The following is a 14,688-nucleotide window of genomic DNA, read 5'->3' as shown; positions in this document are numbered from 1 at the left end:
GAGATGCCTGGTGACCGACCTCGGTACGCCGACCACGCACGGCAGGCGCAGGAAGACGTCGGCGGTGCCGCGCTGGGCGCGAATCTGCACGATCTTCGGCACCGTGCTGATAGTCCTCAGCGGGGTCGTACTGGTCGGGTTCGAGGCGTTGCTCTCCCGCTACCAGGGTGCGGTGGCCAGTGCCGACCTCTTCGGCGACGAGGGCCCCGGCAGCCCGCCGCCCAAGGTCTCCGACATCAAGGGCCCGATCAACATCCTGCTGGTCGGCATCGATCCCCGGCAGCCGTCCACCCCGCCGCTGGCCGACTCGATCATGATTCTGCACGTGCCGGCCGGGATGGACCGGGCCTACCTCTTCTCGATGCCCCGCGACCTGCGGGTGGACATCCCCGCCTTCCCCGAGGCGAACTACGCCGGCGGCAACGACCGGCTCAACGCGGCCATGTCCCACGGCAGCCTGGTGCCCGGCAAGAATCCGGACGCGGCCAAGGGCTTCGAGCTGCTGCAAACCACTATCAGTAACTACACCGGCATCAAGCGGTTCGACGCGGGCGCGATCCTCAACTTTGGCGGCTTCAAGAAGATCGTCGACGCGATGGGCGGCGTCGACATGTACATCGACGCCGACACCAAGTCCGAGCACCTCCGGCCGGACGGCACCCCCCGGCCGGGCAACCCGAACGGCGAGGGCTACATCGGGCCGCAGCGCGAGTACAAGAAGGGCCAGACCCACCTCAACGGCTGGCAGGCGCTGGACTACGTACGCCAGCGCAAGACGCTGGTGGACGGCGACTACGGGCGGCAGCGACACCAGCAGCAGTTCATCCGGGCGATGGCCAGCCAGGCGCTCAGCCGGGACGTGGTGACCAACCCGCTCAAGCTCGACGCGGTGCTGCGCGCGGCCGGTCAGTCCCTGATCTTCAGTGGTCGCGGGCACAGTGTCGCCGACTGGGCCTTCGCCCTGCGTGACCTGCGGGCCGACTCGATGACACTGATCAAGCTGCCGCATTCCCCGGTCGGCACGGCCAGCAACTACCAGGGCGAGCAGTTGAAGGCCCCGGCCCCGGACTTCTTCGCGTCCGTACAGGCCGACACGCTCGACACGTTCGTGGCCGCCCACCCCGACCTGATCAACACGGACAAGTAGCCGGGCGGTGCTTCTCGCCACCCGCCGTGGGAACGGGGCGGGTGCGCGACTAGACTCGGTTGCATCCCGTCGCAGTACAATCCGTCGCCGTACAAGGAGACAGCGTGGCAAATCAGCTACACGTCGAGCTCGTAGCCGTCGAGGAGCGGGTCTGGTCCGGTGACGCCGAAATGGTCGTCGCGCGGACGACCGAGGGCGAACTCGGGGTGCTGCCCGGTCACGCACCGCTGCTGGGACAGCTCGCGGAGCCCGGCCAGGTCCGGATCAAGCTTGCCGGCGGTGAGCAGATCACCTTCGAGGTGGCCGGTGGCTTCCTCTCGGTGACCGGCTCGGGCGTCACCGTCCTCGCCGAGAGCGCCACCCCGGTTACCGCCGCTTCGACGCGCTGACCCGGCACGTCGGTGCGGGTTCTGGGGTGGATCGGGGTCGGCGTACTGGTCGTGCTCGCCGGCCTGTTGGTGCTCTTCGTCCGGCGTGCCCTGGTGACCCGCTCGGGCGGCATCATCCGGCTCAGCGTACGGGTGTCGACGATGCTCGATGGCCGGGGCTGGTCGCCGGGTTTCGGCCGGTTCACCGACGACGAACTGCGCTGGTACCGGATGTTCAGCTTTGCCATCCGGCCCAAGCGGGTGCTCGCCCGTCGCGGGCTCGCGGTGGAGCGTCGCCGGCTGCCGGAGGGCCAGGAACAGCTCTCCATGCCGGCCGACTGGGTGATCCTGCGCTGTACCAGCCACCAGGCACCGGTGGAGATCGCGATGGCGCAGTCCACGGTGACCGGGTTCCTTTCCTGGCTTGAGGCCGCCCCGCCCGGGGCGGTCTCGCCGCGTCTGGGGGCCCACGACTGGCCGGCGGCCTGACGGACCGTCGGCCGGCCCGGACGGCGGCACCCGCGGCAACCGAAACGCCCGACCCCGTACACCGGGGCCGGGCGTGTGTCGTACCGGGTGCGAGCGGTCCGGTCAGTCGGTGGCGTCGCCCGTACCGCCGCCCAGCGCGGCCAGTGCCGGGTCGAACGAGCGGCTGCGGATCGGCCGCCGGCAGTGGTAGACCAGCGCCGGGGGCAGGTTCGCCCAGACCGTACGGCCCAGGGTGACCTCCTCGAACCGGGACCGGAGCGCGGTGCGCAACCGGGCGGCCGGCGGGGTCCAGATGGCGAAGAGGTACGCGAACGTCGTGAACGCCCCGTCGGCGCTCAGGCCGTCGGCGACCGCGTCGAGCAGCGAGTGCTGGAGGTCGCCGGAGAACGCGGCCCAGGGCAGCCCGCTGACGATCACGTCGGCCTGTTCGTGCCCACGGGACGCCAGCAGGTCCCGCAGGTTCCTGGCGTCGGCCGAGATCACGTCGACGGTGGGGTAGCGCCGGCTGAGCGCTCCGGCGAACTCGTCGTTGATCTCGATCGCGATCTGGTGGCCCCGGCCGCCCAGCCGACGCTGGATCTCGCCGGTGAAGGCACCGGTACCCGGTCCGAGCTCGACCACCACCGGGTCACCGGTGCGCGGGACCGGAGCAGTGATCTTCCCGGCCAGGGCCGGCCCGCTGGGGTAGACCGCGCCGACCGACATCGGCTGGCGGACAAACTGGGTCAGGAACGTTAATTTCTCATTGGCCACGGCCCCCAAAATAGGCGATCGCCGTTCGCTGCCCGTCGTCCGGATGGCCCGATCTTCGGCCACTCGGAGGACCCGCCCCGACCGGAGGCAGGACGGTCGGGAAAGTCCGACTACGTATGGTTGCCGGATGGGGATGAGCCGGCCATGGCGCGTGGACGTGCTGCTCGGCCTCGTCGGCGTCGCCCTCGGACTGACCAACGGCCTGCTCGGCTGGGCGGACAGCGGCGACGTACCGGTGGCCGTTGGCCTGGCGACCGCCGCCGGGGTGATCCTGGCCGGGGTACGACGCTGGCCGTGGCCGGTCCTGCTGGTCGAGTGCGTGCTGCTCGTGGTGACCGACCGCCTGGCGCCGACGAACAGCGGCATCGCGCAGATCGGGCTGGCCATCGGGCTCGCCGTGGTGGCGTACCACGAGCGCTGGCCGGGGACCGGGCTGGCGTTCGTGCTCTCCTTCGCGGCGACCCTGGTCGACGTGATCGACCCCGGCACCCAGCAACTGCTGCTCGGCCGCCAGGCCGTCGTACGGGTGCTCGCCATCGCCGCCCTCGTGGCCGCGCCGATCGCGTTCGGCCGGTACCTGCGCGGGCAGCGCCGGGCGGCCCAGGTCGCCGAGGAACGGGCCCGCGAGATGGAAGCCCGGCGGGCGGTGGAGACCCGCGCCGCCCGCCTCGCCGAGCGCACCAGCATCGCCCGCGACCTGCACGACATCGTCGCCCACCACGTCAGCGCGATCGCGCTCCGGGCCGGTTCCGCCCAGTACGCGGCCCGGCACACCGGCGGGGTGGACGAGGCGGTGCAGGCCCTGGGTGAACTGCGCGCCACCGCCGGCCGGGCGCTCGACGAGCTGCGTGAGCTGCTGGAGGTGCTGCGCGACCCGGAGGCGGTCGAGTCGGACGCCGTACTGGTCGAGCCCGAGCAGGTGCTCGGCGAGGCCGTACAGCGGATCCGGGCGGCCGGGATGACCGTACGGCTCGACGTCGCCGAGCCGGTGGCGACCGCGCCGCTGGTGGTGCGTACGACCGCCGCCCGGTTGGTCCAGGAGGGGTTGACCAACAGCCTCAAGCACGCCGGCGCCGGTGCCACCGTCTCGGTGCGCCTGCACACCGATCGCGGCGCGCTGCTGGTGGAGGTGCTCGACAGCGGCTCCGAGCGGGCGCAACCGGGCCGGTCGGCGCTGCCGCCGTCCGGACACGGTCTGGCCGGGATGCGGGAGCGGGTCGACCTGCTCGGCGGCCGGATGACCGCCGGTCCGAACGGCGTGGGCGGCTGGCGCCTGGCTGCCCGGCTACCGATCCGGGAACACCCGTGAACGGCCGGCCCACCGTTCCGGGAGCCGGTGAAGTGCCCGACGCTCCGGTAACGCGTGAAGTGCCCAACGCTCCGGTAGCGCGTGAAGTGTCCGACGTTCCGGTAGCGCGTGAAGTGTCCGATCAGGGGGACCGGTGATCCGCGTACTCGTGGTGGACGACCAGGCGCTGGTCCGCGCCGGCGTCACCCTGTTGCTGCGTACGGCCGGCGGGTTCGACATTGTCGGCGAGGCCGGCGACGGGCATGAGGCCGTACGCCTGGCCGAGCGACTGCGCCCGGACGTGGTCCTGATGGACCTGCGGATGCCCCGGATGGACGGGATCGAGGCGACCCGCCGGATACTCGACCACCATCCCGCCAGCCGGGTGCTGGTGCTGACCACGTTCGCCGACGACGCCAACATCTACGGTGCGCTCGGTGCCGGTGCGATCGGTTACCTGGTCAAGGACGGTGCTCCGGAGGATCTGGTCGACGCGGTGCTCCGGGCCGCCCGGGGTGAACCGCTGCTCGCGCCGCCGGTGCTGGCTCGGATCGTGGGCCGGGCGCTGGCCGCGCACGACCGGGAGGCGCGGCGCGAGACCGACGACCTCCGTTCGCCCCGGCGGTTGCTCAGCGGCCGGGAACGCGAGGTGCTGGCCCTGGTCGGCGCCGGCCTGTCGAACGGCGAGATCGCCGCGCGGCTGCACCTGGGCATCACCACCGTCAAGACCCACGTCTCGGCCGCCATGGAAAAGCTCAACCTCCGCAACCGAGTGCAGGCAGCAGTGGTGGCACACCGCCTCGGACTCGTCGACCATAACTTCAACCCGATCGCCCCAGCACCGCCCAACCCCAACCCCAACCCCAACCCCAACCCCAACCCCTGACCCCCACCCCCCACCCCCTCACGGCGCCGATCTTGCACTTGTGGTCGGGAGTAAATCCGGACGAGTGCCCTAATCCGGGCGCCAAAAGTGCAAGATCGTCGAGGAGTGGAGGGGGAGAGGAGTGGAGGGGGAGAGGAGGGGAGAGGGAGGGGAGAGGAGGGGAGGGGCGGCTAGATGGAGGAGGTGGGGCGGCTGGGTGGAGGGCGCCGGGCGCCGTCGGCGCGAGCCACGGTGGTCGGATGGAGATCTTTGTGGTGTTCGTCGACTGGCTCACTCGTCTGCCGACCGGTTGGTTCTATCTGTCCGCGGCGGTGGTGCTGACCGCCGAGGTCGGGATCCTGGTCGGCATGGTGCTGCCGGCGGCCACCACCATGCTGACCGTGGGCTTCCTGGCCCGCGCCGGTGACCTCGACGTGCCGACCGCGCTCGCGGTGACCAGCGTGGCGGCGATGCTCGGTGACCACGTCGCCTTCCTCGAAGGGCGGCTGGTCGGTCCCCGGCTGCGGCGGGGGCGGTTCGGCCGCCGGATCGACGCCGACCGGTGGGAACGGGCGGAGCGGCTGCTGACGACCGGGGGTGGCTCGGCGATCGTGCTCGGCCGGTGGACGCCGTACGTGCGGACCCTGGTGCCCCGGGTGGCGGCGGTGGCAGGCCTGCCGTACCGACGGTTCGCGGTGTACGACGCCGCGGCGGTGCTGGTCTGGGTGCCCGGCATCTTTCTGATCGGCTATCTCGCCGGGGCGTCGTACCTGCGGATGAGCGGGGTGATCGGCACGGTCGCGGTGCTGGTGCTGGCGGTTGGCGCGCTGGCCGGCGCGGTGGTCTGGGCCCGCCGCCGTAAGGAACGGAACCGCTCGTCGTGATGATCAGACTCGGCCGAGCGTCATCTCCGGGCGGTGATCAGGCTCGGTCGAGCGTCACTTTCGGCCGCCGGGTACCCATAGCACATCGCCGTCGGGATTGGCCGTTCTTGCCAGGATGAACAGCAGATCCGACAGCCGATTGAGATACTTTGCCGGAAGGATGCTGGTTCGTTCCTGATCGTGGTTCACCAGTGCCCAGGCGGCCCGTTCGGCGCGCCGGGCCACCGTGCGTGCGACGTGCAACAGCGCCGCCCCCGCGGTGCCGCCGGGCAGGATGAAGGAGTCGAGCTTGGCCAGTTCCGCGTTGTACTCGTCGCACCAGCCCTCCAACCGGGTCACGTACTCCTCGGTCACTCGCAACGGCGGGTACGCCGGATCCGGCTCGACCGGCGTGGCGAGATCGGCGCCGACGTCGAAGAGATCGTTCTGGATCGCGGCGAGGACCGTACGCAACCCGTCGTCGAGTTGGCCGAGCGCGAGGGCCACCCCGATCGCGGCGTTGCACTCGTCCACGTCCGCGTACGCGGCGATCCGTGGGTCGGTCTTCCCGACCTGTTCGTTGTTGCTCAACCTGGTCTGGCCGGCGTCGCCGGTCCTGGTGTAGATGCGGGTGAGGTGAACAGCCATGACGGACAGCGTACGGAGGTCCGACGGCGAGCCGCCCACCCAGACGGCGACCGGTGGCGGAGCCGACCCGGACGGGGTCGCGCCCAGCGGTTGGTCGGCCGGGGGGACCGGTGTGAGCGGTGTGACCGCCGACGTGGCGGCCGACCCTACGATGGCCGACGTGGACGTGATCAGGGTCAGCGGCGGTGCCCGGCTCGTCGGTGAGGTGCACGTCGTCGGGGCGAAGAACTCCGCGCTCAAGCTGATGGCGGTGGCGCTGCTGGCGCCCGGCCGCAGCGTGATCACCAACGTGCCCCGGATCACCGATATCGCGATCATGGGCGAGGTGCTGCGCCGGCTCGGCTGTGAGGTCTCGTTCGGCGAGGACAACGGCGCGTCGACCGGCACCATCGAGGGCATCCCGGTGGTCGGGGTGGCGGACGGCGTACCGGTGGAGGTGCCGCCGGTGGACGGCGGCGGCCCGGTCCGCGACGTCGCCTCGACCGCGAGCGGCGAGGCCCAGGCGGCGGTCGACCTCGGCGCCCTGCCCGGCCGGGCCCGGACGGTCACCATCGACGTGCCGGCGGAACCGGGCACCGACGCCGACTACGACCTGGTACGGCGGCTGCGCGCGTCGATCTGCGTACTCGGCCCGTTGCTGGCCCGGCGCGGCTACGTCCGGGTGGCCCATCCCGGTGGCGACGCGATCGGCTCCCGGGGGCTGGACATGCACGTCTCGGGCCTGGCCCGGATGGGCGCCGAGATCTCCGGCTCGCACGGCTTCGTGATCGCCTCGGCGCGCAACGGGCTGCACGGTGCCACCATCTGGCTGGACTTCCCCAGCGTCGGCGCGACCGAGAACCTGGTCATGGCGGCGGTGCTGGCCAAGGGCGTCACGGAGATCGACAACGCGGCCCGCGAGCCGGAGATCGTCGACATCTGCACGATGCTCTCGGCGATGGGTGCCCGGATCGAGGGGGCCGGCACCTCCACCATCCGGATCGAGGGCGTACGCGAGTTGCGGCCGGTGCGGCACCGTACGGTCGGCGACCGGATCGTCGCCGGGACCTGGGCCTTCGCGGCGGCGATGACCCGGGGCGACGTGACCGTGACCGGTGCCAGCCCGAGCTTCCTGGAGATCGCGCTGGACAAGGTGGTCTCCGCCGGCGGCCTGGTCGAGACCCGCACCGACGCGTTCCGGGTACGGATGGACCGCCGGCCCACCGCGGTTGACGTGGTCACCCTGCCGTTTCCCGGCTTCGCCACCGACCTGCTGCCGATGGCGATCGGGATGGCCTCGGTCAGCGAGGGGGCCTCGTTGATCACCGAGAACATCTTCGACGGTCGGTTCATGTTCGTGAACGAGATGGCCCGGCTCGGTGCCGACATCAAAACCGATGGGCACCACGCCGTGGTCCGGGGGCGGGAGCGCCTGTCCAGTGCCCCGGTCCGGGCCACCGACATCCGGGCCGGCGCCGGGCTGGTGATCGCCGGCCTCTGTGCCGACGGGGTGACCGAGATATCGCACGTGCACCACGTCGACCGGGGCTACCCGGACTTCGTGGCCGACCTGCGTGCGCTCGGCGTCGAGGTGGAACGCGCCTCCGCCCCGGTGGAGCAGAACTTTTCGCTCTGAGATCGGCCGCCCGTTCCGCCGCGCTCGCCCCGCCGCCTGTCCCGCCGCCGCCTGTCCACCGCCTGTCCAGCGTCAGCCTTCCAGCGTCACCCTTCCAGCGTCACCTTTCCAGCGCCGCCTGCACCGCGTCGCCTGAAGGGGCGTTCAGTTGGGCGGATAGAGTGCGGTGACGTACAGGCGTACCAGGTAGGGAGATGGGCGGATGGCGGGTCGACTCGCGGTCATCGGGGCCGGACTGATGGGTTCGGGCATCGCACAGGTGGCGGCGCTGGCAGGTTGGCAGGTGACGCTCCGCGACCTGGACGACGCGGCGACCCGGCGCGGACTGGACGGCATCCGTGGCTCGCTGGAGAGGTTCGCCAGCAAGGGCAGGATCGAGGCCGGCGAGGTCGACGCGACCCTCGCCCGGATCACCCCGACCACCGAGTTGGACGCGGCGGCCGACGCCGACCTGGTGGTCGAGGCGGTGTTCGAGCGGCTGGAACTCAAGCAGGAGGTGTTCCGCGAGCTGGACCGGATCTGCCGGCCGGACGCGGTCCTCGCGACCAACACCTCCGCGATCCCGGTCACCCAGATCGCCGCGGTGACCGACCGGCCGGAGTCGGTGGTCGGCACCCACTTCTTCTCGCCGGTCCCGATGATGCAGCTCTGCGAACTCGTACGCGGCTTCAAGACCAGCGACGAGACGCTGGCCACCGTCCGCGCCTTCGCCGAGGAAATCGGCAAGACCTGCGTGGTGGTGAACCGGGACATCGCCGGCTTCGTCACCACCCGCCTCATCACGGCCCTGGTGATGGAGGCCGTCAAGCTCGTCGAGTCCGGCGTCGTCTCCGCCGAGGACCTCGACACCGCCTGCAAGCTCGGCTTCGGGCACGCCATGGGCCCGCTCGCCACCACCGACCTGACCGGTGCCGACGTGCTGCTGCACGCCACCCAGAACATCTACACCGACACCGGCGACACGAAGTTCTTTCCGCCCGAGTTGCTCCAGCGCATGGTCACCGCCGGTGAACTGGGCCGCAAGACCGGGCAGGGCTTCTACTCGTACTGAGTCACCCGTCGCGTCGGCTGGTCCAGCGGAAGGTGCGCAGGCAGAGGACCAGCCCGATGACGCACCAGACGCCCAGGACCAGGGCGACCCGGCCCAACTCGTACGAGCCGGCGGGCTCCTGGGCGCCGAACGAGGCGGGTAGGAACACCGAGCGCAGCCCCTGGCACATCCACTTGAGCGGGAAGATCGCCGCGACCTGCTGCATCCAGGTGGGCAGGTCGGTGAAGACGAAGAAGACGCCGGAGATGAACTGGAGGATCAGGGCGACCGGGGTGACCGTGCTGGGTGCGCTGCGGCCGCTGCGGGCCAGCGACGAGAAGGCGATGCCGCACAGGGTGCAGGCGGTGATGCCGAGCGCGGAGACCCAGCCGAAGGTGAACCACTTGGTCGCGGTGTCCGGCAGCCTGAGGTCGAACAGCAGTACGGCGACGGCGAGCAGCAGGACCGTTTCGGCGACGCCGATCACGGCGACCATGACGGTCTTGCCGGCGAAGTAGACCCACTTCGGCATCGGGGTGCCGCGCAGGCGCTTGAGGACGCCTCGGTCGCGTTCGATCGGGATCTGGATCGCGAGGCTCTGGAAGCCGACGGTGAGCAGGCCGGTGGCGATCATGCCGGTGACGAAATACTGGGTGAACTTGACGCCGCCGCCGATCTCGCCCTTGAAGATCGACGCGAAGATCAGGATCAGGACGACCGGGAAGAGCATGGTAAAGACCACCGACTCGCGGCTGCGCAGGAACTGTCGCAGTTCGAGTCGTCCCTGACGCAGACCGAGTTCGAGCGGGCCGGTCCGGCGGGACACCGCTACCGGGGCGGCTTCCGTGGTGGCACTCATCAGTGTCCGATCATCCGCAGGTAGACGTCTTCCAGGGTCGGGCGGGCCACGGTGAGGCCGGGCACCTCGCCGCCGTACCGCGCGGCCAACTCGGCGATCAGGGCCGTCGGCGTCGCGCTCTCCGCCCGCTGCGGCGTCCCGTCCGGGGTACGCCAGGAGACCACCGGCAGTGCCTGCTGCCGGTTGCCCAGCTCGGCCGGGGTGGACACCTCCACGAGTTGGCCGGCGGTGATCACACCGACCCGGTCGGCGAGTGACTCCGCCTCGTCCAGGTAGTGGGTGGTCAGCACGATGGTGGTGCCGGCGGCGGCCAGGTCGCGGATCAGCTCCCAGAACTCGCGCCGCGCCTCGGGGTCGAAGCCGGTCGTCGGCTCGTCCAGGAAGAGGAGTTCGGGTCGGCCGATGATGCCGAGGGCCACGTCGAGTCGCCGCTTCTGGCCGCCGGAGAGGGTGTGCGTACGGGCGCGGGTCTTGTCGGTGAGGCCGACCCGGCCGATCACCTGGTGTGGTTTGTCCGGGTTGGGGTAGAAGGCAGCGAAATGGTCGACCACCTCGCCCACGGTCAGGTCGTCGAACTCGCCGGTTCCCTGGAGCACTATGCCGACCCGGGACCGCCAGTCCCGACCGGCGGTGTTCGGGTCGACGCCGAGCACGCTGACCTCGCCACCGTCGCGCCGCCGAAAGCCCTCCAGGATCTCCACCGTCGTCGTCTTGCCGGCGCCGTTCGGGCCGAGCAGGGCGAACACCTCACCGGCCCGTACCGACAGGTCGAGACCGGCGACGGCGACGTGCTCGCCGTACGACTTGCGCAACCCCCGTACGGAGATCGCGAGCTGGTCACTCATGCCGAACACTATGCGCGCCGGTGACGGACGGTGGGCACCTGGGGTCCCGGTGGGCGGCTATCCGAGCGGGGTCGGGGGGAAGTAGAGGCCGAGCTTGCGGCGCAGGTGGGCCGAGTAGACCAGGCCGAGGGGAGAGGTGCCCCGGAAGGCGGTGGCGGTGCCACGGGCGGTGTCGACCACCACCGGCCGTCCCATGCAGGCGAACTGGTTGCGCTGCCGCCGGCCCGCCCACTGGCTCGCGGACGGGTCCACGCGGTCGCTGATCAGGGTGGGGAAGGCGGCGACACCGACCTGCGCGCCACGGGTCACGCCGCGCTTGGCGTACTCCATGGCGTGGCTGGTGAACGCGGCGATGCTGCCCGCGTCGACGCTGGAGACGTCCGCGGCGATCGTGATCAGGTGCAGCTTGGTGGCCAGCCACTGGAGCCGGAAGTCCGACCGGCGGCCGACCAGGACCGGCATCCCGCCCCAGTCCTCGCGGGTGACCGAACAGCCGTCGGCGGTCAACCGCTCCGACAGCGAGTGCAGGTACGCCTGCGGTGCCGTGGTCATCTTCGGTGCCTCCCGCCGGCCGCCCCGGCGCGCTCGCCGGGCGAGGCGTCACGCTACCCGGTGGTGGCGGGGGCCGGTCAAGATCCGCCCAGTACCTCGGAGAGGGTCGCCGGGACCAGGCCACGGTCGGCCAGACCGGCGAGAATGTGCGGCAGCGCCTCGTCGGTCATCGCGGCGTTCGCCTCGGTCACGTGCATGATCACCACCGAGCCGGGGCGTACCTGGTCGAGCACCGCCCTGACGATCGGCTGCCAGGCGGTGGCGAACGGGTCACCGCTGACCACGTCCCCGTCGACCACGGTCAGGCCGAGCGGGGCGAGCGCGGCCAGGGCCGCCGGGTCGTGGCACAGTCCGGGAAAGCGGAAGTAGCGGGTCTGCCGGCCGCCGTACGGCTCGATCACCCGGAACGTCTTCGCCACGTCCTCGGTCATGCTGTTGGCCGGCACCCGGGGCAGGTCGTAGCAGTCCCCGGTGAACGCCAGGTGCCCGTACGTGTGGTTGGCCAGCTCGAAGCGGGGATTGCCGGCCAGTCGACGGGTCAGGTCGGGGTAGCGCTCGACCCACTTGCCGGTCAGGAAGAAGGTGGCCGGCAACCGTTCCCGTTCCAGCAGGTCGATGATGCGCAGGTTGGCGTACGACTTCACCCTGCCCGTACGCAGGCTGTAGAGCATGCCGTCGGTCATGTCGGCGTCGAAGGTCAGGGCCACCCGGTTGCCCGTACGCGGTCCGTTGTCGACCACCGGTGGCCTGGTGCCCGCCCGCGTGGCGCCGGGGACGGTCCCGCCCGGCGCGCGGGTTGCGGGGTTCGTGGGGGTGACGGCGGCGGGAGCGGTCGGTGTGCCGGCCGGGCCGAGCGCGTGGCTGCCGCCGGCCGACGGGTCGGTGAAGCTCGACGCGCGGTCCGGGGGCGACAGGGTCATGGTCAGCCCGACGGCGGAGGTGGCGGTGCCGACGACGGCCGCCGCCACCAGGACGCCGAGCAGCAGACGGGACCGGGGTCGACTCACCCGGCAGATCATTCCAGAGGTGAGGAAGGTTCAAAGCCCGGTCCGGCGTACCCCCGGTCGGTTCACCCGTTGGGGCGGGTCAGACCCGGAAACCGGCGGCGCGTGCGGCTTCCCGTTCGCGGTTGCGTTCCCGTCGGCGATGCAGCGTCCAGGGGACCAGGATCACGAAGCCGACCAGGAAGAGCAGCACCAGCACCGGCAGGACGATCGCGACGAGCGACACGACCACGCTGGTGGTGTCCTCGACCGTGCTGGCCACCGGGGCACCGAAGCCGGCGGTACTGGCGTTGATCAGCGGCCGGGCCGCCGACTTGATGCTGTGTACGCCGAACGCGACCACCATCCCGACCACTATCGGCACCCACTGGTTGGAGGAGAAGAAACTCCCCGGGTCGCTGACCGTCACCGTCTCGGAGCTGGAGCCGGCGCTGAATGCCAGGCCACCGGCGGTCGGCCGGACCACCGTCTGGACGAGATCGTTGACGTGGTCGACCACCGGCACCTTGTCGGCGACGAACTCGACCGCCAGCAGCACCGCCAGGATCGCCAACACCCAGCCGTTGGCCAGCCACTGCCAACCGCCGGGCAGGTCGATCAGACCGGTGAACCGGGCCAGTAGACCCATGGTCAGCAGCGGGATGTACGCGTTCAGGCCGGCCGATGCGGCGAGACCCGTACCGGTGAGGGCTTCCAGCACGGGGACAGCATCTCACCGTCGCGCCACTTCTGCTCGATTGGCCGGTTACGGCGGCTTCCGGCGGCTTGTCGGCGTGCGCGGCGGGCGGCGGGATGGCTCTCCGCTACCCTCGTCGGGTGCGGTTGGTGATAGCGCGATGCGCGGTGGACTACGTGGGACGACTCTCGGCGCACCTGCCGCTGGCCACCCGCCTGCTGATGGTCAAGGCGGACGGGTCGGTGTCGATCCATGCCGACGACCGGGCGTACAAGCCGCTCAACTGGATGAGCCCGCCGTGCAAGCTGGAAGAGGCACCCGGCGTGTGGCGGGTGGTGAACAAGGCCGGCGAGGAACTGCGGATCACCCTGGAGGAAATCTTCCAGGACACGTCGTACGAGCTCGGCGTCGATCCCGGCCTGCGTAAGGACGGCGTCGAGGCGCACCTACAGGAGTTGCTGGCGGCGAACCCGACCACGCTGGGCGACGGCTTCACCCTGATCCGACGGGAGTACCCGACCGCCATCGGCCCGGTCGACCTGCTCTGCCGCGACGGCGCCTCGGTCACCGTGGCGGTCGAGGTGAAGCGGCGCGGCGACATCGACGGGGTGGAGCAGTTGACCCGCTACCTCGAACTGCTCAACCGCGACCCGCTGCTCGCCCCGGTGCACGGTGTCTTCGCCGCCCAGGAGATCAAGCCGCAGGCCCGCGTGCTGGCCAACGACCGTGGCATCCGCTGCGTGGCCGTCAACTACGACCGCCTGCGCGGCATCGAACGCGACGAACTGACCCTGTTCTAGTTCCTCACCCGGTCCAGTCCCTCAGCCGGCGCCGAACCCCCCCGAGCTCCGGCTCCCGGCGGCTCCGCACCGGGGGCGGGTAACGCGCCGAGGACGGCCGCGTTGACCATGAAGTTAGCGCCGAGATCTGGGCTGGAAAACGTCGCTAACTTCATGATCAACGCGCTGGGTGGGGTCAGGGGGCGCCGAGGATGGCTATGAGGGATTTGGGGAGGGTGGCCAGGCGCTCGATCCGGATGTGGGACTGGGGGAAGTAGTGGCGCATTTGGGAGCGGTCGACCAGCTCGGTCCAGAGGACCTGGCGGATGGCGGCCTCGTGGCTCTTGGCCGGTGAGTGCGCCAGCGGCCACTTGCGGGCCATCAGCGTACGGAGGCGGACGGGCAGGAACTGCATGCCCGGCGCTATCCAGTGTGGCTCGATCGGGAAGTACCGGTACGGGGTCTGCACCCAGTGTGCGTGACTGAGCAGGTGCACCGACTCGGCGAACCGTACCCGGCGTTCGTGGCCGCCGACGTGTTCCAGCACCGAGTTGGAGAAGACCAGGTCGTACCGGCGGCTCAGGATGTTGGCCGGAAGCGCGCAGGCGTCGCCGTGGTCGACCTCGGCCCAGGACGGGACCTCGGGCGGCGGTGACTCCAGGTTGACCACGTGTACGTGCTTGGGGCGTACCGACGCACGTGCCCACGTCTCCAGCCGGCCGCCGAGGTCGATGATGGACATCTGGGCGAGATCAGGGAACGTCTCGACCAGCCAGTCCGCTCGTCGGCTACGACGTCGGGCGGCGAACGAGTCTTCGTTCTCGACCAGGCGAGATCGCAATCCGTGTATCCCCACCCGACGGAATGTAGGGGTACGTCGGCTTGGGTCGGTATCTCCAAAACGCCT

General features: G+C 70.8%; 17 protein-coding genes. 9 read left to right on the top strand and 8 right to left on the bottom strand.

Translation table 11 applies throughout. The features are described from left to right. Positions 1-10 precede the first annotated feature (10 nt). From OG792_RS28145 to OG792_RS28135, 3 genes are all read left to right on the top strand, one after another. On the top strand, positions 11-1,147 hold the full coding sequence (locus tag OG792_RS28145; protein WP_329103918.1) for an LCP family protein: 1,137 nt from the start codon (positions 11-13) through the stop codon (positions 1,145-1,147). 104 nt (positions 1,148-1,251) lie between these two features. Continuing rightward, positions 1,252-1,536, top strand: a complete 285-nt coding sequence (locus tag OG792_RS28140) for a F0F1 ATP synthase subunit epsilon (protein WP_329103916.1) — start codon at positions 1,252-1,254, stop codon at positions 1,534-1,536. A gap of 12 nt (positions 1,537-1,548) precedes the next feature. Then, complete coding sequence (locus tag OG792_RS28135) at positions 1,549-2,004, top strand: DUF2550 domain-containing protein (RefSeq protein ID WP_329103914.1); 456 nt, start codon at positions 1,549-1,551, stop codon at positions 2,002-2,004. Positions 2,005-2,106: 102 nt separating this feature from the next. Here the strand turns inward: OG792_RS28135 and OG792_RS28130 are convergent, their stop codons facing one another. Beyond that, entirely contained in the window at positions 2,107-2,709 is a 603-nt protein-coding gene (locus OG792_RS28130) for a class I SAM-dependent methyltransferase (protein WP_329103913.1), read from the bottom strand. Between the two features lie 175 nt (positions 2,710-2,884). Here OG792_RS28130 and OG792_RS28125 point away from each other — a divergent pair, with 175 nt between their 5' ends. The 3 genes from OG792_RS28125 to OG792_RS28115 all read left to right on the top strand — a co-directional run bounded on the left by OG792_RS28125 (position 2,885) and on the right by OG792_RS28115 (position 5,794). Then, a complete protein-coding gene (locus OG792_RS28125; RefSeq protein WP_329103911.1) occupies positions 2,885-4,066 on the top strand; it encodes a sensor histidine kinase in 1,182 nt (393 codons plus the stop codon). Positions 4,067-4,199: 133 nt separating this feature from the next. Then, the gene (locus OG792_RS28120; protein ID WP_329103909.1) at positions 4,200-4,931 is read left to right on the top strand and encodes a response regulator transcription factor; all 732 of its coding nucleotides are present in this window, start codon (positions 4,200-4,202) and stop codon (positions 4,929-4,931) included. 239 nt (positions 4,932-5,170) lie between these two features. After that, the gene (locus OG792_RS28115) at positions 5,171-5,794 is read left to right on the top strand and encodes a DedA family protein (RefSeq protein WP_329103907.1); all 624 of its coding nucleotides are present in this window, start codon (positions 5,171-5,173) and stop codon (positions 5,792-5,794) included. 54 nt (positions 5,795-5,848) lie between these two features. On the opposite strand, the gene OG792_RS28110 is transcribed toward OG792_RS28115, so the two are convergent. Continuing rightward, positions 5,849-6,421 (bottom strand): cob(I)yrinic acid a,c-diamide adenosyltransferase, encoded by a 573-nt coding sequence (locus OG792_RS28110; RefSeq protein ID WP_329103905.1) that lies wholly within the window; start codon positions 6,419-6,421, stop codon positions 5,849-5,851. 151 nt (positions 6,422-6,572) lie between these two features. On the opposite strand from OG792_RS28110, the gene murA reads away from it, so the two are divergent. After that, positions 6,573-8,036: a UDP-N-acetylglucosamine 1-carboxyvinyltransferase gene (gene murA / locus OG792_RS28105; protein WP_442932509.1), complete on the top strand. Its 1,464-nt coding sequence runs from the start codon at positions 6,573-6,575 to the stop codon at positions 8,034-8,036. Between the two features lie 202 nt (positions 8,037-8,238). Next, entirely contained in the window at positions 8,239-9,087 is an 849-nt protein-coding gene (locus OG792_RS28100) for a 3-hydroxyacyl-CoA dehydrogenase family protein (protein ID WP_329103903.1), read from the top strand. A gap of 1 nt (position 9,088) precedes the next feature. On the opposite strand, the gene OG792_RS28095 is transcribed toward OG792_RS28100, so the two are convergent. The 5 genes from OG792_RS28095 to OG792_RS28075 form a co-directional block, all read right to left on the bottom strand. Beyond that, positions 9,089-9,925, bottom strand: coding sequence for an ABC transporter permease (locus tag OG792_RS28095; protein WP_329103901.1), 837 nt, complete (start codon positions 9,923-9,925; stop codon positions 9,089-9,091). Continuing rightward, positions 9,925-10,770 carry an ABC transporter ATP-binding protein gene (locus OG792_RS28090; protein WP_329103899.1) on the bottom strand — a complete coding sequence of 282 codons (846 nt, stop codon included), beginning with the start codon at positions 10,768-10,770 and terminating at the stop codon, positions 9,925-9,927. Before OG792_RS28090 ends, OG792_RS28095 begins: the two co-directional genes overlap by 1 nt. A gap of 57 nt (positions 10,771-10,827) precedes the next feature. Next, the gene (locus tag OG792_RS28085) at positions 10,828-11,322 is read right to left on the bottom strand and encodes a levansucrase (RefSeq protein WP_329103897.1); all 495 of its coding nucleotides are present in this window, start codon (positions 11,320-11,322) and stop codon (positions 10,828-10,830) included. A 77-nt stretch (positions 11,323-11,399) separates the two neighbouring features. Then, entirely contained in the window at positions 11,400-12,329 is a 930-nt protein-coding gene (locus OG792_RS28080) for a polysaccharide deacetylase family protein (protein WP_329103895.1), read from the bottom strand. A 79-nt stretch (positions 12,330-12,408) separates the two neighbouring features. Further along, a complete protein-coding gene (locus OG792_RS28075; RefSeq protein WP_329103893.1) occupies positions 12,409-13,026 on the bottom strand; it encodes a DUF4126 domain-containing protein in 618 nt (205 codons plus the stop codon). A gap of 116 nt (positions 13,027-13,142) precedes the next feature. Between OG792_RS28075 and nucS the strand changes: the two genes are divergently transcribed. Continuing rightward, a complete protein-coding gene (nucS, locus tag OG792_RS28070) occupies positions 13,143-13,802 on the top strand; it encodes an endonuclease NucS (protein ID WP_329103891.1) in 660 nt (219 codons plus the stop codon). Between the two features lie 175 nt (positions 13,803-13,977). On the opposite strand, the gene OG792_RS28065 is transcribed toward nucS, so the two are convergent. Beyond that, positions 13,978-14,637, bottom strand: coding sequence for a class I SAM-dependent methyltransferase (locus tag OG792_RS28065; RefSeq protein ID WP_329103890.1), 660 nt, complete (start codon positions 14,635-14,637; stop codon positions 13,978-13,980). Positions 14,638-14,688: the final 51 nt, after the last annotated feature.

This window comes from Micromonospora sp. NBC_01699, assembly GCF_036250065.1.
GTDB lineage: Bacteria > Actinomycetota > Actinomycetes > Mycobacteriales > Micromonosporaceae > Micromonospora_G.
Note: the sequence above shows the minus strand (reverse complement) of the source record. Positions and strands in the feature narration are given on the sequence as shown.

Bases quoted from the DNA above. Each gene is read 5' to 3' on its own strand.
- OG792_RS28125 (WP_329103911.1), top strand. From the start codon at position 2,885: ATGGGGATGAGCCGGCCATGGCGCGTGGACGTGCTGCTCGGCCTCGTC.
- OG792_RS28085 (WP_329103897.1), bottom strand. From the start codon at position 11,322: ATGACCACGGCACCGCAGGCGTACCTGCACTCGCTGTCGGAGCGGTTG.
- murA (WP_442932509.1), top strand. From the start codon at position 6,573: ATGGCCGACGTGGACGTGATCAGGGTCAGCGGCGGTGCCCGGCTCGTC.
- OG792_RS28095 (WP_329103901.1), bottom strand. From the start codon at position 9,925: ATGAGTGCCACCACGGAAGCCGCCCCGGTAGCGGTGTCCCGCCGGACC.
- OG792_RS28100 (WP_329103903.1), top strand. From the start codon at position 8,239: ATGGCGGGTCGACTCGCGGTCATCGGGGCCGGACTGATGGGTTCGGGC.
- OG792_RS28110 (WP_329103905.1), bottom strand. From the start codon at position 6,421: ATGGCTGTTCACCTCACCCGCATCTACACCAGGACCGGCGACGCCGGC.
- OG792_RS28130 (WP_329103913.1), bottom strand. From the start codon at position 2,709: ATGTCGGTCGGCGCGGTCTACCCCAGCGGGCCGGCCCTGGCCGGGAAG.
- OG792_RS28090 (WP_329103899.1), bottom strand. From the start codon at position 10,770: ATGAGTGACCAGCTCGCGATCTCCGTACGGGGGTTGCGCAAGTCGTAC.
- OG792_RS28115 (WP_329103907.1), top strand. From the start codon at position 5,171: ATGGAGATCTTTGTGGTGTTCGTCGACTGGCTCACTCGTCTGCCGACC.